The sequence below is a fragment of the Bacillus sp. B15-48 genome (genome assembly GCF_016879755.1).
Classification (GTDB): Bacteria; Bacillota; Bacilli; order Bacillales; family Cytobacillaceae; genus Mesobacillus_B.
This window is the reverse complement of record NZ_WOFU01000004.1, coordinates 22,622-39,879: the sequence shown is the minus strand read 5'-3', so window position 1 is coordinate 39,879 and position 17,258 is coordinate 22,622. Positions and strand designations below refer to the sequence as shown.

23 protein-coding genes are annotated in these 17,258 nt (G+C 38.0%); 9 read left to right on the top strand and 14 right to left on the bottom strand.

All coding sequences use genetic code 11. The features are described from left to right. Positions 1–32: 32 nt before the first annotated feature. Positions 33–158, bottom strand: coding sequence for a YjcZ family sporulation protein (locus GNT69_RS13580; RefSeq protein ID WP_203555525.1), 126 nt, complete (start codon positions 156–158; stop codon positions 33–35). 254 nt (positions 159–412) lie between these two features. On the opposite strand from GNT69_RS13580, the gene GNT69_RS13575 reads away from it, so the two are divergent. The 3 genes from GNT69_RS13575 to GNT69_RS13565 all read left to right on the top strand — a co-directional run bounded on the left by GNT69_RS13575 (position 413) and on the right by GNT69_RS13565 (position 1,018). Further along, positions 413–526 (top strand): YjcZ family sporulation protein, encoded by a 114-nt coding sequence (locus GNT69_RS13575; protein ID WP_203555524.1) that lies wholly within the window; start codon positions 413–415, stop codon positions 524–526. 35 nt (positions 527–561) lie between these two features. Then, positions 562–696 (top strand): YjcZ family sporulation protein, encoded by a 135-nt coding sequence (locus tag GNT69_RS13570; protein ID WP_203555523.1) that lies wholly within the window; start codon positions 562–564, stop codon positions 694–696. Positions 697–799: 103 nt separating this feature from the next. Then, on the top strand, positions 800–1,018 hold the full coding sequence (locus GNT69_RS13565) for a hypothetical protein (protein WP_203556027.1): 219 nt from the start codon (positions 800–802) through the stop codon (positions 1,016–1,018). Positions 1,019–1,094: 76 nt separating this feature from the next. On the opposite strand, the gene GNT69_RS13560 is transcribed toward GNT69_RS13565, so the two are convergent. The 8 genes from GNT69_RS13560 to GNT69_RS13525 all read right to left on the bottom strand — a co-directional run bounded on the left by GNT69_RS13560 (position 1,095) and on the right by GNT69_RS13525 (position 11,230). Then, a complete protein-coding gene (locus GNT69_RS13560; RefSeq protein WP_481747646.1) occupies positions 1,095–2,504 on the bottom strand; it encodes an aldehyde dehydrogenase family protein in 1,410 nt (469 codons plus the stop codon). 48 nt (positions 2,505–2,552) lie between these two features. Next, positions 2,553–3,608, bottom strand: a complete 1,056-nt coding sequence (locus GNT69_RS13555; RefSeq protein WP_203555521.1) for a homoserine dehydrogenase — start codon at positions 3,606–3,608, stop codon at positions 2,553–2,555. Beyond that, positions 3,605–4,843: a M20 metallopeptidase family protein gene (locus GNT69_RS13550; RefSeq protein WP_203555997.1), complete on the bottom strand. Its 1,239-nt coding sequence runs from the start codon at positions 4,841–4,843 to the stop codon at positions 3,605–3,607. The genes GNT69_RS13555 and GNT69_RS13550 overlap by 4 nt, the downstream gene beginning before the upstream one ends. A 49-nt stretch (positions 4,844–4,892) precedes the next feature. Beyond that, positions 4,893–6,074, bottom strand: coding sequence for a cystathionine gamma-synthase family protein (locus tag GNT69_RS13545; protein WP_343206501.1), 1,182 nt, complete (start codon positions 6,072–6,074; stop codon positions 4,893–4,895). A 112-nt stretch (positions 6,075–6,186) separates the two neighbouring features. Next, positions 6,187–7,377: a M24 family metallopeptidase gene (locus GNT69_RS13540; RefSeq protein ID WP_203555520.1), complete on the bottom strand. Its 1,191-nt coding sequence runs from the start codon at positions 7,375–7,377 to the stop codon at positions 6,187–6,189. A gap of 217 nt (positions 7,378–7,594) precedes the next feature. Then, positions 7,595–9,304, bottom strand: coding sequence for a PucR family transcriptional regulator (locus tag GNT69_RS13535; RefSeq protein WP_203555519.1), 1,710 nt, complete (start codon positions 9,302–9,304; stop codon positions 7,595–7,597). A 196-nt stretch (positions 9,305–9,500) separates the two neighbouring features. Continuing rightward, positions 9,501–10,949 (bottom strand): sodium/pantothenate symporter, encoded by a 1,449-nt coding sequence (panF, locus tag GNT69_RS13530; RefSeq protein ID WP_203555518.1) that lies wholly within the window; start codon positions 10,947–10,949, stop codon positions 9,501–9,503. Further along, positions 10,946–11,230, bottom strand: a complete 285-nt coding sequence (locus tag GNT69_RS13525; RefSeq protein WP_203555517.1) for a YhdT family protein — start codon at positions 11,228–11,230, stop codon at positions 10,946–10,948. The genes panF and GNT69_RS13525 overlap by 4 nt, the downstream gene beginning before the upstream one ends. Positions 11,231–11,490: 260 nt before the next feature. Here GNT69_RS13525 and GNT69_RS13520 point away from each other — a divergent pair, with 260 nt between their 5' ends. The 5 genes from GNT69_RS13520 to GNT69_RS13500 all read left to right on the top strand — a co-directional run bounded on the left by GNT69_RS13520 (position 11,491) and on the right by GNT69_RS13500 (position 13,380). Next, entirely contained in the window at positions 11,491–11,673 is a 183-nt protein-coding gene (locus GNT69_RS13520) for a hypothetical protein (protein ID WP_203555516.1), read from the top strand. A 148-nt stretch (positions 11,674–11,821) separates the two neighbouring features. After that, the gene (locus tag GNT69_RS13515) at positions 11,822–12,097 is read left to right on the top strand and encodes a ferritin-like domain-containing protein (protein ID WP_203555515.1); all 276 of its coding nucleotides are present in this window, start codon (positions 11,822–11,824) and stop codon (positions 12,095–12,097) included. 13 nt (positions 12,098–12,110) lie between these two features. Next, positions 12,111–12,458, top strand: a complete 348-nt coding sequence (locus GNT69_RS13510) for a spore coat protein (RefSeq protein WP_203555514.1) — start codon at positions 12,111–12,113, stop codon at positions 12,456–12,458. 269 nt (positions 12,459–12,727) lie between these two features. After that, positions 12,728–13,189 (top strand): hypothetical protein, encoded by a 462-nt coding sequence (locus tag GNT69_RS13505; protein ID WP_203555513.1) that lies wholly within the window; start codon positions 12,728–12,730, stop codon positions 13,187–13,189. An 11-nt stretch (positions 13,190–13,200) separates the two neighbouring features. Further along, a complete protein-coding gene (locus GNT69_RS13500; RefSeq protein WP_203555512.1) occupies positions 13,201–13,380 on the top strand; it encodes an H-type small acid-soluble spore protein in 180 nt (59 codons plus the stop codon). A 68-nt stretch (positions 13,381–13,448) separates the two neighbouring features. On the opposite strand, the gene GNT69_RS13495 is transcribed toward GNT69_RS13500, so the two are convergent. Then, positions 13,449–13,994 (bottom strand): HD domain-containing protein, encoded by a 546-nt coding sequence (locus tag GNT69_RS13495; protein ID WP_239094227.1) that lies wholly within the window; start codon positions 13,992–13,994, stop codon positions 13,449–13,451. A gap of 156 nt (positions 13,995–14,150) precedes the next feature. Here GNT69_RS13495 and GNT69_RS13490 point away from each other — a divergent pair, with 156 nt between their 5' ends. Further along, entirely contained in the window at positions 14,151–14,726 is a 576-nt protein-coding gene (locus GNT69_RS13490; protein ID WP_203555511.1) for a hypothetical protein, read from the top strand. Between the two features lie 77 nt (positions 14,727–14,803). Here the strand turns inward: GNT69_RS13490 and GNT69_RS13485 are convergent, their stop codons facing one another. From GNT69_RS13485 to GNT69_RS13470, 4 genes are read right to left on the bottom strand one after another with little or no spacing between them, the layout of a single operon-like run. After that, positions 14,804–15,415 (bottom strand): histidine phosphatase family protein, encoded by a 612-nt coding sequence (locus GNT69_RS13485; RefSeq protein ID WP_203555510.1) that lies wholly within the window; start codon positions 15,413–15,415, stop codon positions 14,804–14,806. Further along, positions 15,408–16,139 (bottom strand): ATP-binding protein, encoded by a 732-nt coding sequence (locus tag GNT69_RS13480; RefSeq protein WP_203555509.1) that lies wholly within the window; start codon positions 16,137–16,139, stop codon positions 15,408–15,410. Before GNT69_RS13480 ends, GNT69_RS13485 begins: the two co-directional genes overlap by 8 nt. Next, a complete protein-coding gene (locus GNT69_RS13475; protein ID WP_203555508.1) occupies positions 16,136–16,627 on the bottom strand; it encodes an ECF transporter S component in 492 nt (163 codons plus the stop codon). Before GNT69_RS13475 ends, GNT69_RS13480 begins: the two co-directional genes overlap by 4 nt. A gap of 4 nt (positions 16,628–16,631) precedes the next feature. Next, on the bottom strand, positions 16,632–17,213 hold the full coding sequence (locus GNT69_RS13470; RefSeq protein WP_203555507.1) for a cob(I)yrinic acid a,c-diamide adenosyltransferase: 582 nt from the start codon (positions 17,211–17,213) through the stop codon (positions 16,632–16,634). Between the last annotated feature and the right edge of the window lie 45 nt (positions 17,214–17,258).

Genomic DNA, 17,258 nt, shown 5'->3' with positions numbered 1-17,258 from the left:
TGAAGCTTGCTTTTATTTATAGTCACTACAGATTACCAATACCCGACCCCAGGACCATACCCTCCTAGATATCCACCAGCACCGACAATAATTAAGAGGATAAACAGCACAACAAGCAAGGCGAAACCTCCGCCGTAACCACCTTTTACTCCACTCATAATTACACCTCCACCTTTCTTAGTCACTATTAAACTATGCATTTGACCCTGTTTTTGTTTGGGCTCTCCATTTTTCTATTTTAAGTAATCATGTAAAAATTAAAATCGGTGAAAGTTTATTTTACCTATTTTATTAATTGTTTTGTTTGTCCTACTATTTGACCGAGCCCAAATTCCCAAAAATAGGATTATGTCCCGGTCATTTATTGGGGTTTCGTCATAGTTTAATAGCAAATGAACGGGAGGTGTTTGATGTGAGTGGTGTAGCTGGAAAAGGCTATGGAGGAGGCTTTGCCTTAATTGTTGTATTGTTCATTCTTATCATTATTGTTGGTGCAGCCTTTATTGGGCGTGGATATGGTTTCTAATATCGTAGATAAACATTAAAAAGGAGGAAATTGTTATGGGCTTTGGATATGGCGGATATTGTTATGGTGCGCCTGTTGCAGGTGTTGGCTTCGGTGCTGGCCGTTGGTTTGCATTACTTGTCGTACTATTTATTCTCCTTATTATTGTCGGAGCTGCATTATGGTATTAAATGAAAACTGCTGTCCAAAATAAATGACAGTGAATTGCAACACTTCAAATTCCGTTTTCAAAAACTGCAATAATAATTAAACAATGAAACGAGGAGGGGGAAAATGTCTCAAACGAAAAAAGGCAAAGTACTTCATGTCGATAAGCTAACCATTCACGCTAAGGAAGTAGATTTTATTCACGAACGGAAAGAAGAGATTGAAAAGCCTAGAGAGGTTAGAGATCCTTGGGGCTTCCTTTGGGGACGGTCTCGAATCCAACCAGAAATGGATACTTTACCAGCTGACGAAGAATCAGAGGTAGAAAAAGGCGAAAACGAATAGTCTACATCAAAAAATTCAGTGGGGCTACTCTTACCCCACTGAATTCCAAACCAAGCAGTTAAATTCCACCCTTGACTTACGATAATTTATAACACACAACCTTTGGTTCTGTCATTTCCTGAATGGCAAACTTAATTCCCTCACGCCCAAGTCCAGAATGTTTCGTTCCACCAAATGGCATCGCATCGATTCGAAAATCACTACTATCATTAATCATTATTCCACCGACATCCATTTTGGCAATCGCTTCATGTGCCTTTCGAATATCATTAGTAAAAATACCAGCCTGTAACCCATAATCAACATTATTCGCTTTTTTTATGGCCTCATTTAGATCGCTAACGGTATAAAACAAGACAACTGGACCAAAGATTTCTTTTTTCGCAAGCAAACATTCATCTGGAACATTCGTTAAAACCGTTGGCAAATAATAGGCTCCATCCCGTTTCCCCCCAGTTAATAAAACTGCACCTCGATCAATCGCTTCATTAACTAAGTTTTCTACCTTGATTGCTTGCGTTTCAGAGATTAATGGACCCATGTCGGTCTGTTCTAAACATTTATCACCGACATGATACTTATTAACTAACTTAATAAATTTCTTTTGGAACAAGTCACTGATATCTTTTTCAATAAATACTCGTTGAACACCAAGACAATTTTGTCCTGCAGCCCAAAATGCTCCAGAAACAGTGGCTTTCACTGCTTCCTCAATATTTGCATCTTTTAGCACAATCACAGGAGAATTGGAACCCAATTCCATGCTTAGCTTCTTTAAGCCCGCTTTTTTAGCGATTTGTTCTCCTGTCTCGTAATCCCCAGTAAAGGAAATCATGCGAATCGCGGGATGGGTCACTAATGTATCACCTATCTCACTTCCGTAGCCCGTAATTACGGAGAGCACTTTTGCGGGGAGCCCTGCTGTTGAAAACGCCTCGGCAAGTAAGAGCGCACTTAATGGGGTAACAGTAGCAGGTTTTACAATGATTGCATTCCCTGCAGCTATTGCTGGACCGACTTTGTGTGCGACTAGGTTTAATGGATCGTTATAAGGGGTAATTGCACCGATAATTCCAATTGGCATCCTCTGAAAATAACCAACTCGATTTTCACATTCTGGCATTTGATCAAAAGAAATCGTTTCACCATGAATCCTCCGCGCTTCCTCTGCACTAATACGAAGGGTTTGGACGCTTCTATTCACTTCCTTCGTCGCTTCGCGAATCGTTTTGCTTCCTTCCCGTGCAATCGTAAAAACAAATGTATGATGATTGTCCTCAATAAAGTCAGCTGCTTTTTGAATAATTGACATTCGTTTATGAATTGGCATCGCTGCGGAGATTTTTGCTCCTTCTTTTGCTTCCTCAATACATTGGAGCATATCCTCCTGTGAAGCAGCAGGGACCGTATCTATAAAGCTATTATCCTGTGGGTTTCGAACCTCAATGGTACGCTGGCGTCCTACCCATTTTCCTGCCATAAACATTTTTTGCCCGGTCATCTGTGATTTCAACCTTATTCCCCCTTTTAGATGTCATTGGTTGGATGTGGTCCTTTTACGGTGAATAGTCAACAAATCAATTAACAGGGAGAACCCAGTTTCTTTTTTACCTGCACCAGCTCCGCATAAAGTTACATTACCTAATAAATCACATTTATACGTGATTGCATTTGTGGCCCCATTAATAAATGCTAAAGGGTCGGAAAGATTTATTTTTTCTGGGGCAATTCTGGCTACAACCTTGTTTCCTTCCTTGCGTGCGCTTGCTATTAACTTCCAGCGTTTTCCTTCGGTTTTTGCCACCTCAATGTCCTTTAATGTAATGTTCGAAATCCCTTCACAGAAAACTTCATTGACAGTGAGAGTTTTGTTCATAATATAGTTTGCTAAAATAACAATTTTATATCTAGCATCATATCCTTCTACATCACTTGTTGAATCTGCCTCTGCAAAACCTAACTGTTGTGCTTGTAATAGGGCTGATTCAAAGGGAAGTCCCTCCTCCTCCATTTTCGTCAAAATATAATTTGTTGTCCCATTTAAAATTGCACGTATTTCAGTTATCTCATTCCCAGCCAATGTTGTAATCGGCATTCGTAATGCCGGAGTGCCGCTCATGACCGTCCCTTCAAATCCCCAGAAAACTTCATACTTCCCAGCTAGGGCAGCAAGCTCCTCATAAGCGAGGGCAACTGGGCCTTTATTTGTCATCACCACGTTTTTGCCGTTTTCAAATGCTACTTTGCAATGGTCTATTGCCGGTTGACCCGTTTTCATATCCGTATAAGAAACTTCAACGATTGTATCAGCATTCGTTTCCCGGATCGTTTTCAAGCTATCCCAGCCTGTTATCAGTCCTGGTGTATCGGGGTAATTCTCTAAATTGCCCGTTTCCTTTAATACCGTTAAAACAGTCTCAATATCAAGTCCAGCTGGATGGTAAATTGCCCCCTTGTTTATATCTGAAATCGCGACAACCTTCGCCTCAAACCCCTCTGTTTCCCTTAGAAATTTATTTCGATCACGCAAAATTCCCATTAAACCTTGACCGACAACACCAAAACCAATAAAGGCTAATTTCTGTGTCATTCTGTAGCCCCCCCAATAGTTAATTGTGAAAGATTCACATCCTTCCTTAACACCTTTAATACACTTTTAGTTAAGATCGCCGTTCCAATTGATAAACACCTTTCATCAATATCAAATGTTGGTGTATGCAAATCTTTTTTCACTCCATTTTTTGAAGCACATCCTAGAAAAAACATTGAACTTGGGAGCTTCTGACTCACATATCCGAAATCTTCTCCTCCCATGCCAAATTTTCCGTTCATTATCGTAAATTCCGGAAAAATCTCTCTGATACTTCTTTCAATCAAACGATTTACAAACGAATGATTCTTCAATGCCGGCTCACCATTTTGAATCTGTAAAGAATAACTTCCTCCCATCGTTTCAGATATTGATAGTGCCCTTTTTAATTCCTCTGCTAGTAATTCACGTACTTCAGGAGTGTAACTGCGAATCGTCCCTTCAAATGTTACTTCAGAGGGAATAACATTATTTGCAGTGCCTCCATTAATTTTCCCGACGCTAATAACTCCAGCATCAAGGGCAGAAACTCGCCGTGAGATGATTCCGTATATAGACTGCATCACTGTACTAAGAATCCAAATTGGATCTGTCCCTAAATCAGGATAGGCCCCATGACCTCCAGTCCCAAAAATTTTGCCCTTAAATTCATCGACATTCGCCATACTGTAGCCATCATTCAGTTGAATTGCACCTACTGGGAGCCAAGGACACATATGAAGCGCCATCGCCATATCAACCTCATCATAGACGCCAGCTTCAATCATATAAGGAGCCCCTGACAAACCTTTGTCATCGGTGCTTTCCTCTCCTGGTTGAAAAATAAATTTAACCGTCCCAAAAATCTCCTTCTGTTGAAAGATTTCTCCAAGTATATGGGCTACTCCAAGTAAAATAGACGTATGGGCGTCATGTCCACAGGCATGCATGACACCGTCTACTTTTGACGCATATTCTGTTTGATTTTGTTCAGAAATCGGTAATGCATCGAGATCTGCTCGAAGGGCAATCGTAGGTCCATGCCCATTCTTCAATGTTCCGACTACACTTGTTTCTACGCCGAGTCCTTTCTCTACTTTCATTCCCTTAATCGTCTGCAAGTTTTCTGCGACAAACTTAGAGGTCCCGAACTCCATAAAGCTGAGTTCGGGATATTGATGAAAATAACGGCGCCAGGTTACTATTTGATTAAATCGTTTATTTACTTGTTCAATTAATTGCCCGTTTTGTAACATCATCGCTCCCATCTTTCTATAAAAAGTGAAGTAGTTCATCCTCTATGTTTCATACCTTTACATAATCAAACGCCTGTTTAAAATCTGCGATAATATCTTCAATCTCTTCAATACCGCAGGAGACACGAACCAACCCTTCAGGAATTCCCACTGCAGCCCGTTCCTCTGGTGTGCATTCAATGTGACTTGTTGTTCTAGCAGGCCCTACCGTCGTTTCAACGGCTCCAAGGTTTGCCGCTCGATTGGCAAAATTTAATTTTGGTAGCATTTCTCTTACCGTGTCCATACCCCCTTTTACGGCAAAGCTAAGCATTCCACCGAAACCCTTCATTTGTCTTTTGGCAATCTCATGATTTGGATGTGTTACCAAACCAGGATAAAAAACCTCTTCAACTAACTTTTCATTTTGCAAATACTTTGCAAGTGCCATGGCATTTTCTTCTTGTTGACGGACACGTAAATGAAGAGTCTTCATACCGCGAAGGATTAAATATGCAGCCATCGGATCCATCGTCGCTCCGTTTATTTCCCGATAATGGTAGATTTTATTAATTAATTCTTCTGATCCGCATACAAGGCCGCCTAATGCATCTGCATGGCCTCCTAAAAATTTAGTTGCGCTATGGATGACTAAATCAGCTCCTAAAGCTAGCGGATTTTGATTTATCGGAGTTGCAAACGTATTATCAACGATTACTAAAGCACCTGCTTTTTTACCTGCCTTTGACATACGCTCAATGTCGGTAATTTTAACAGTTGGGTTTGTTGGGGTTTCCAAGTACAAAATTTTACAGCCTTTAGCAACCTCCGCTTCGATTTGCTCATGATTTCCTGTGTCACAAAGAACAACATCTACCTTTTGCCGTGGAAGAAATTCAGTAAAGATTTTATTCGTGCCACCATACGTATCTTTTATTGATACAATTCGGTCTCCAGGTGTTAAAAAGGTAGCCAATGTATTGCTAATTGCAGCCATCCCTGTGGAGAAGCTTGTTGTTGCTTCAGCATCCTCTAAAATCTTTACTTTGTCTTCCAACGATTGAACAGTTGGATTTGTATTGCGCCCGTAAATGTGACCTTTCTTCCTTCCAGTTGCCACATCATACCACTCATCCATGTCATCGTAACCGTATGCTACACTTAAGACGACCGGTACTTGCGTTGCTCCATGAACTAAATAATCCTTTTCGCCCGCCCATACCGCTTTTGTACCAATTTTTGAATTCAACACATAATCACTCCTTACACTGATAAGAGAATCAATACTTCCATTAAAAACATTGAACCATTAAAAATTGTGACAATCGAATGAACTAGTAACCAATTGTTACCTTCTTTTCTTCTTAACTTATACTCTTTATAAACCCATCTTTAATAAATAAATGTCTAGGTAACGAAACAAACGTGTCACAACCTTTTTCAGTAACTCGGATTGACTCGCTCGCTTCGAATCCATATTGGTCCATCCAAATACCAGCGATAAGATGGAATGTCATATTTGGCTGTAGGATCGTCTTATCACCTTCCCGTATACTCGCTGTATGCTCCCCCCAATCAGGCGGATAGTTTAAACCAATTGCATAACCAAGCCGTGATTCCTTCGTAGCTCCTATTTTCGCAATCGTTTTTTTAAAAATCGCATCCATTTCCTCACAAGTAACACCTGGTTTAACTATGTCAAGACAAGCATTCAAGCCCTCGACTACGACATCAGATAGAGCCTGGATTTTATCATCTGGTTTTCCAATACTGACTGTTCTTGCGAGTGGGGAATGGTACCGCTTATAGCAGCCAGCCAACTCTAATGTAACAATGTCGCCTGGTTCATACTGATCATCTGTCCATGTTAAATGTGGAGTAGCTGTTCTCTCACCTGAAGGAAGCAAAGGGACGATTGCAGGGTAATCTCCACCATATGTTTCTGTCCCCTTAATTTGCGTATGAAATATTTCGGCTGCTACATCACATTCACGAACACCAACACCTATTAACTCGATTCCCCTCCTCATCGCTAATTCAGAAATCCTTGATGCACGCTTCATAAACTCAATCTCAGCAGTAGATTTTACTAAACGAATCCAATTAACAAGAAGGGAGGCATCCTTAAAGGTGGCATTCGGCAATCCTTTTTTCAATCGTTCATAACACTTTGCTGTAAAATAGTAATTATCCATTTCTACCCCAATAGATCTTTTATCCTGACCGATTTGACCTAAAATTTCGGCAACATAATCCATTGGATGTTTTAGCGAAGATTGAACATAATTATCTGGATACGGGAAGATGTTTTCATGAAATAGCCAAGTTGTAATTTTCGCACCATTTGCATCTTGCCCTCGACCAATCCAAATCGGTTGATCCTCATCATCGATAATGACTAACATTTGATGAACATAAAATGACCAAGCATCATAACCAGATAAATAGTACATATTTGCTGGATCCGTTATAAGCAACACTTCAATTCCCTTTTGAGACATGCTTTCTTTTGTTTTTCGAATCCTTTCTTGATACTCTGATGTCCCAAACTCCATAGGAACATCCCCCCTGTCTTTACCTATTGTCTAAAAATTTAAATAATTTACTTATGCTTTTATCATAGTTAAAAATAAAGAAATCGTCATTCGTCAAATTGTATGAAGTTTTTACTATTCCTCTCGTCAATGTAGCCGAAAGAAAACTAGGTAAAAAAAATCGAGTATAATACCAATCAGGTTTTATACTCGATTCCATCATATTCTTTCAACATATTCATCTTTCTTGTTGGTTTCCGTATAATCCTAACTTCCAAGTTTTTATACATACATCTAATAAAAATAAATCATCAGGATCAACAATCGATAACCCTGTCAAAGATTCAATCTTTCTTAAGCGGTAAAGCAAAGATTGTCTATGCAAATTTAACGACCTAGCAGTTTGACTTACATTCCCATGGCAAAGATTATAAGCATTTAACGTTCCTATAAGATCCATTTGGCGTTGTTTATCATATTGATACAGTGGCTCAATCGTTTTAAAAATGATCTCCTGCATCTCCTCATCATTTGCCAAATTTAATAAAATACGGTCAATCCGAGTATTTTCATATACCGTCCTAAACCCGATTCCATTTTTACGTCTCCCTAACTTTAAGGCTAGCTTCGCATTTTTATAGCTTTTTTCAAAACCATTTAACCCATCATGGAAATCTCCAATTCCCCATGAAAGGACTACATCTGGCAATAAACTTCGGAGTCGGCGTTCCACTAAATCGAGGAAAGCTGCATGGTTTTCATTTTGGAAACCTGATGCCGGTTCAATAAATAAGATCAGTTCATCTTCTTGATAAGTCATCATACTTTCTCGATTTAAAGATTGCGCAGCATATAAAATCTCCTCTTCAATATAACGAACCATGCTTTCAAGCCACACTTCGTATGGTTCTTCTTTCGTTTTTTGTTTTTTAAAAAGTTGCTGCAAATTCTCTGGATAACCAACAATACAAAAATAAGGTGTTTTTAATTGATACCCTAGTAATCTTGCTCGAGAGATTGCTTCATTCCAAGTATGGATTTTTCCATTAGCAAGATCATTTACAAAATCACTCCGAAGTCGTAACTTTGTAGCCTCGATTGCATTTTTTCGGGAAAACCAAAGGGCAATTGTTGTCAACGAATGCTCTAATACAGTTACAATATAATTCGTTAAAAACGTTTCTACAGAAAGGTAATCTGGTAACAATAAAAACAAATAACCTTGAATGTTACCAGATACTTGAAGAACAGGAAGCTGTAGACAGGTATATCCTTCCAATTCAATCTTAACAAACTTACGGAACATAGGGTCGTGCGGCAATACGGACATTGCTTCACTCGCTGGAACAAATCCCTCTAGAACAAATTTGTTCCAATTTTTTATCATTTTATGGTTTTTGTTTTGCTGCTCTTGAATCTTTCCTGCTCGATTAGTTAAGACGAGAGGATAACCAATCTGTTTTTCAATATAAAGCAAGATCGTTTTTAAATCCTTTTCTTGCAAGATTAGTTTTAAAAGCTCCTGTTGAATTTTTTCTGATCTATCTCTTTCTTTATACTGACGATTATTTATTTTACCCATAACCTCTTCAATGATATTGGCAAAACGCAGTTCCCAAGGAAGCTCAATTAAGATAAAATTCTGTTTTTCTGCTAATTCAATCACTTCTTTTGGGATATCAAAAAGGTGCCTCCCGACTGCAATCATAAGTGCTGATGCTTCGGAATTAATGATATCTTGAACAAACTCCTTAAGGACCATTACATCTTGCCCAGTACCAATTGCCGTACTTAATACGAGTTCATTTTTACGAACAAAATTCTCTACTGGCATTTCAATAACAGAAATCCATTGAACATACCGTTCGTTTATAAGATTTTCACCCGCTCTAACGGATGCGCTCTTCATCATTTCTAAGTCCAATACATCACCAATCGTCATTTTCATTAAATTCACTCCTCAACCTATGATATTTTTACAAACCATTGGACAGAGGATTAATGTTGAACGAAACATGTACATATTCTGAATGGCACACGATTCCTCAAGTAAATCATTTATAAAAATCAGCAAAAAAACTCCTATTCTATAAGAATAAGAGCTCTTTGTTAAAAATATGATTATTCAAGAGAAAAAAGTAAACCTATCGTGTCACTTCAAGTGATTGATTCCCAAATTGGCTCCCTAATAAACTTCCGAAAATAAAAGTGATAAACGAAAGCAAAATTGGCAATACCACCGTATGAATGCCAAACGGGTTCGGGAGAAAAATATGAAATAAAATATAGGAGCTTACACCAACAACCATAGAGGAAATTGCACCATACTTGTTTCCTTTTTGCCAATATAGCCCCATTACAACCGGCCAAATAAACGCAGCTTCTAAGCCTCCAAAGGAAAATAAGTTCAACCAGATGATAAGGTCAGGTGGACTCAACGCCATAAGGAAAACTAAAACTCCAAGAACTGTGGTAACACTAAAACTCATCTTTTTCACTAGCTCATTACTTGCGTCAGGTTTTATATAGTTTAAATAAACATCTTTAACAACAGCTGAACTGACTAATAATAATAATGAGTCAACTGTAGACATAATTGCAGCCATCGGTGCAGCTAACACGAGCCCTGCAAGCCATGCAGGCAGGACTTCTACTGCAAGCAACGGCATGACAGTATCAGCAACTTCTACTCCTGGCAAAACTGACCGAGCAAACACACCGATTAAGTGCATACCGAGCATAATGGTGCCTATTACGATTGTCCCAATGATAATTGCTCGATGCATTGCTTTCGCATTTTTATAGGACATCGCTCTTATCGTAATTTGCGGCAAGCCAACAACACCAACACCAACGAGAATCCAAAAAGATGAAACATAAAGTGGGGTTAACCCTAAATCGTGACCATATGGAGTAACTAAGTTTGGATTTTCCGTCATCAAGTCACTCATAATATTTGTGATGCCCCCACCAGCAATGATTGTAGCGATAAGCAAAATGAATGTACCAATGAACATGACTGTTCCTTGGACTGCATCTGTTATTGCAACAGCTCTAAAACCACCGATAATAACATAAATGATGACAGAAACAGCAAATATAAACAATGCGCTCGTATAAGATAAGCCAGTAACAGATTCAATTAAACGAGCACCACCAACCCATTGGGCAGCCATCGCAGAAAAGAGGAAAATAATAATACTTGCAGCAGACAGTAATACGACCCATTTGCTTTCATAACGTTCTTTTAAAAAATCAACCAAAGTTATAGCCTTATACTTTCTTGCAACGATGGCAAACTTTTTTCCAAGAATCATTAATACAAAATAACCGGTAGCAAGTTGTGCCATTGACAGCAAGACCCAACCAAGTCCTTGAGTATAAGCAGCCCCTGGTCCCCCAATAAAGCTACTCGCACTCCCATAAGTTGCGGTCATTGTCATTGCTAAAATAAAGCCACCTAATTGCCTTCCGCCAAGAAAGTATTCTTGTAAAAATGAGTTTGAAGCCTTAATATATGTATTTGCCCATAACCCTATGAAAAAAATAAGTAATAGAAATAGGATTAATGGTGTAATAACTGCCCAATTCATTCGTTCTCCTCCAGGTCGTCCTCAAAAGGCACTTCTTTAAAAAAATATTTAACTGCAAAAATGACTAAAATAATCATTACAATAAACCCCACAACACAACTAAAAAAAAACCATGCGGGAAGACCGAAGATAAATGAATATTCTTCCACTGGACTTGAACCAAGGCCATATGCAAAGCCATACCACCATACAAAATTGATGATAACAAGGATCACTCCAATCCAGGCTTCCCGGTAGGCAATGGTAAAGCGTGGGTCCTTCTCATCTATGCCATGCTTCATGCTTTTCTCCTTTCCAATTTAAAACATCAATCCACTTATTTTAATATAAATGACTCCGTTTTGTTTAGTGATTCATGAAGATTATTAGAAAATCACTGTAAGCTCATTGTCTATTTTTAAAATTCCTATATAAAAGAGGCTCCCTTAACGGTAATTACATATACTTTTAACATCATATTTACTATAATTTAACAGTTTTTCTTTAAAATGAAAATATAAAAAAGAAAATACAATTATTAAAATTCGAGGAGATGATCTAAATGTTTTTGAGGAAATTAGCAGAGAAACGAAAGCTTACCATTTTTTATTGTCAACAAGGAACTACAAAAACAATTAAAGGAGAGCTTTATAGCATTAATATAAAAGAACAAACCCTTTCAATATTAGATGAACAGCAAAAAGTATTTTGCCTTCCTCTTTCAGAGATTAAACAGATTGACTAGCAACAAATCCCTTTTTCGACCGCTTTTCAATATCCTCCTCCTACTATCTCTCCATTTACTCATTCGGCCACTAGAGCATATTCTGAATAATAATCATTAACAATGTTCATTCTAAATCATGAAAAAATAATATATAAGGAGCAGATCAATGGATAACAATCAAGTACCGATGCCTAATCCTCCACGAGCGATTTCTTCAAAAGATATCCTATATTTGAAGGATGCTTTATCTTGGGAACTAAATGCATTTAAAAAGTTCCATTTTCTAGCTGAGCAAGCGACGGATGAAGAAATTAAACAAGCTTTAGACAACGCAGGGAGAATGCACCAAAACCATTATGAAAAATTATTGACTCATTTACAAGTTGATAACAATACTCTCATGGCAAATATGCAAAATCCAAACCAAACTCAACAACATTAAAGAGGTGAAAACAATGCAAAATCAGCAATCCCAAAATAGCAACCAAATTGCTAACCCTTCTACTGGACAATTGCCAAAGGTAAAAGGGCCGGAAATGAATGATCGAGATTTCGTAAACGATGGCTTAAGCACATGTAAATACTTAACAGATAGTTTGAATATTGCCGTACGCGAAGCAAGCCATGAGCAGCTTTATCATGATTTGCTCCAAATGCTTCAAGAAACTCACGACAGTTGCAGAGAGATGTATAATTTGATGTTCAGAAAAGGTTGGTACAAACTAGAAGCAGAAAACCAACAAAAGATTGACCAAGCTTACCAACAATTCAGCAATTATTCAACACAGTTTCCATATCAATAGCCTTTTAAATATGGGTCTGTCCAAAATTATTTAATTTTAACTTTTTGGACAGACCCATTTCCCTTTACCTATTCAAATTTTTTCTTTTTCTGAATAACTCCTCCGATTTTTTTATGGGATTAATTTGCGGGTTGTTCCTATCCCTATCCTCATTATTCATTTCAGAAAAAAAATTAAAAATTTGTAATAAGTATTTTCTTTTCTCTATTGGGAATATTACTCCTATAAACGTGACGGATGACCAAAAAATAGTAAAGGGTTAGAAGAATGTGAATCGAAAAGTAGAAGCGATCTTTTGGAGTATAGCACTCCCAGGCTTTAGTCAACTTATAAATGGAAAACTAATAAAGGGTATCATGTTTGTTTTCCTTGAAATTATCATTAATGTGCAAGCGAACTTCAACACGATTATCATACATAGTTTTCATGGAAATATTGACAAAGCAATCGAACAAACCAATTTTCAATGGTTAATGTTTTACCCTTGTTTATATTTTTTTGCTATGTGGGATGCTTTTAAAGATGCTGGCGGAGGAAAGGGTCGTTTTTCTTTTCTGCCATTTGTATTTGCTGCTTATTTTGTAACAGCAGGCTTAATTTTTTCAACTAAGATAACACTATTCGGTGTGTTAATTGGTCCTGTTTGGCTCCCGATATTGTTTGTAGGGCCAGGACTTTTAGTAGGCTTTGTTTTACGGATGATATTAGTAAAGAACGACAATATTGCTTAGAGGTGATTCCTATGGATTTAAACCGTGTCAAACAAATTTTATCATCAAGTGCTGATATTTCAGTCCATTATAATGGTGTTTCTGTTTGGATTGAAGATGTGGATGACTCATCAAATATGGCGATTGTTACTGGACGAGATACAAAAGATGAACCAATGCCTGTACCTATTAACGAATTAGTCGAAGAGTAAATCACTAGTAGGCACTCAGATTGGTTTCTCAAGTGCCTTTTAAAAATCAAGAATATCCTTTATAAAAATTAGCGGTCAAACAATCGGTTTACCTCTCGACGTAACTCAGCTAACAACTCAAATTTAGAGGAATAGCCTAAACTATCTACAATGTTTCGGTAATACCACTCTTGGTCATCCCTACCACGTTTAAACCTTGTCCATACTTCTTCTCCATTCGTTATTAAGTCAGAGTGTATGGAGCGAATATTATGAAGTTTATCTGCACATGCGACCACTCGTATATCTTCTGAAGCAGTTTTTAGAAATCGAATGGTATGTTCTTTCCTTTCTTTCCAAGGAAGTGATTTATTTGGTTCAGAGCAACCTTCAACAATTTTTGCAATTTCGTTTCCAAACCAATGGTTAATTTCAGCCAAAGTCAACGTTGTATCCTCTACTGTATCATGGAGAATGGCAGCACAAATTAACTCATCCGGATAACCAGCTTTCATTAACAACATTCCAACTGCTACAGGGTGAGTGATATAAGGGGTCTTTGTTGCCTTCCGATATTGCCCCTCATGAGCTTTACTTGCTACTTGAAGTGCCTTTTCAATTAAATCAATGTTCATTTGCAACTTCTCCTTCCGCGACCTCTCTAAGATTTATTTTAACACTTAACATCTTTAATGTTTTAAACATATATCCACCTCCTTAAATCCTTTCATACAATTTATTGTTTTGGGAATGATAGAAAATACATAATTAGAAAGAAAGGAAGATCGCTCATGAAAAGAATAGCGTTCTTGATGATGTTCATCCTTTTCTCCCTTCTTATCGGCTGTAGTGCTGATGAAAAGAAAATCGTTATAATGGAAGATTTAAATAATCCTTCTAGAGAAGAAATTCGTGCAAAAACGCAGATTCAACCAAATGATTCCTATCTACTTTCCAATGAAGTAGGGCTCGGAGCGACTCGTAAACAATTTGATCAGGCATATGGACAGAATGTTGGCGACTTAGAAATCGCCAGGTACGAGGGTGAATTTATGATTGTTAATTTTGAAAATCACAGAGCCGTAAATATTCAATATCAATTCCCTTACAAGCCTGGTGAAAAATTATCTGATAAAGAGATTCATTCATACCTACAGGAACGACTTCCTCTTGACGCTGTTGAGATTAAGCGACTTAATACAAACTCGAATCAGGAGATAATTGAATACCGTAGTGAGTCATTAAGAAAAACGATTCCCAGTCATAGCTTTAGAGGGACCGATCCAGGTAATTTCGTCGTTACTGTATATAAAAGCGATCGTGGGGTAATGAATATTACCGTCAGCGTCGGTGGGACAAATGAGTAATTTTGGATACAATTAAATCTTAAATAAGCCCGGGGTGAAAACACCATGGGCTTATTTAAGATTTTAAAAACGTCTAGCTAAAAGCTGCAATGCTTCGTACATCCTTCTAAAACTAATTCTTTTTTTCCGTCTTGGATACGAACAATGGTTAAGCTTGTTCCGGAAATAGAAGGTGACGACCACATTTCCGCAATTGGAGCCTGACGACATAAGAGCAGGAGAGTTTTTACAACTACTCCATGGGTAACAACGAGAACATTCCCTTCAGGTGTCGTATCCTCTAAATCGTTTAAAAATTCACTTACTCGTTTTTGAACATCTACAAAAACCTCTCCAACAAGATTTATGAATTTTTCCGGTTTATGGAAATATGAATGGAACTCTGCTGGAAATAGTGCCTTTATTTCCGCCTCTGTCTTTCCTTGCCATTCGCCAAGATCAATTTCTAATAATTTGTCATCTTCTTCAATAGGGATTTTTCGTTCGTCACGAACAATTTTGGCTGTAGCCATTGCACGTGGGCTTGGTGAAGAAAAAATTCGCTTAAATTGCGTATTTTTTAATCGTTCACCCAATAAAATAGCATTTTCCCTTCCCTTTTCCGTTAAAGCTGAATCCAACCGCCCTTGCATCCTTTTTTGTACATTCCATTCTGTCTCGCCATGGCGAATCACATAAACATTAAGCATTGTATCCACATCCCACATTTACTTCATGAAAATAAAAATCGGAGAGACTCGCAATCACAGATTCTTTTTCTTGTTCATAAACGACAATAAAACAAGTAGCGGGTCCAGCTGATTTAAGCAAATTTAAATCAGACTCTAATTGAGTTAGGCTAAATGTACGATTATAAAAAAGTTGATTTAATTCATATAAAATTCCTTTAGAACCGACAGGTAATATGATTACGTCCTCTATTAACGAAAGCTTTTTGAACAGCGATAATGGAACTACTTTAAAAGCTTCATCTACCACTTCATTGCCAACGAGAGGGGATCCGATCACGGCGATTTTCGTTTGTTCGGAATATACCAACGGTGCTTGATCTTTTTTTCGTTTCTTTTTTCCTAAAATGGTAAGGCTAATCGCTGATTGGTTTAACTGGAAATTACTTTCTGTGCTTCCTGTAATCTCAATGTTTTCAATGGATAGCTCAATCAAACCCTTTTTAATTCCTGCTATAAGATCCAGCCAGGCATCTTCTTCACAAAAGTTCTGCAGCGTCACAGCAAACGGCTCCCCGCCAGCTGCAATACATTCCATTGCCGCAACTCGAAATGAAAAATATGCAACGACATCATACGGTACCTTCACCGCATCTTTATCCTTCTTACCAATTGCACCGCTATTATCACAGGCAATCACAATTGTTTCGTCTTGATTAAACGGAATATATAAAACATCTCTCATCCGTTTACCTTTTCCCTTGGAAGCTCAGACTTCAACAAAAATGCTAGCCTCGGAATGAGAATCAACGCAACGATTGTATTAAGTACAGAACCTACAAAAAGAGAAGGAACAAGTGCTAAATAAAAAGCTTCTCCGAGCAAAAATAAAAACGGAAGCGGTGCCGCAAATGTATTTCCTAAAATAAATAGGATTGCTGCCACCCATATTTTTCCATTTTTATAGAATAGATAGAAAATAAAAGCTAATACAGCCATTTCTATCGCAATGAGGCCATGCATCGCTCCTAATGGCATGCCTCCAATTATAGCTGAAAGAAGATGCCCCATTCCCCCAACGACAGCTGCTGCAGCTCCACCTAACAATCCAGCTGCAAGGAGCGCTGGAAAAGCATCGAATGCGACACTCCCGATAATCGCCGGCACCTTTATAGCTGCTCCAATTGCTGTTAAGGCAACAAGAACTGCCGTTGTCGTAATTTTTTTATGCATTTTCTTATTCACCCTTGCGCTTCCCGTCACGAAAAACTTTCGCACTACGCTCATATTCAACATCTTTCTCATTTAAGCGGAAATTAATTACTCTCGCTAAAGCAAAGAAATAATCCGATAACCGGTTTAAGTATTTAAGTGGTTGCTCAGATTCACCACTATCTGTTTTTACTAGAGAAACGACTAATCTTTCCGCTCGTCTTGTCACTGTTCTCGCAATATGAATCGAAGCTGCTGCTGGTGTACCTCCAGGTAAGATAAACCGTTCAAGCTCAGGTGCTTCCTTAATCAATTCATCAATTCTAGCTTCTAAATATTCTACTGACTCTTGTTTCAATTTTAATTCTCGCTTTTCGGTTATATTCGCTAAGTCTCCACCGCAATCAAATAATTCATGTTGGATTTTTTCAAGATCAGCTAATAAATCTTGGAAAATAGATGGATCTAATTGAGTAACCGCTTGACCAACAAAGCAGTTTACCTCATCCACTGTCCCATAAGCTTCAACGCGAATATCATCCTTGTCTACTCTACCACCGATTAGACTCGTTTTTCCTTTATCCCCTGTTCGCGTATATAATTTCATTCATACTCTCCCCTTTTCTTAAATTAATTTATTAAACTGGATTAC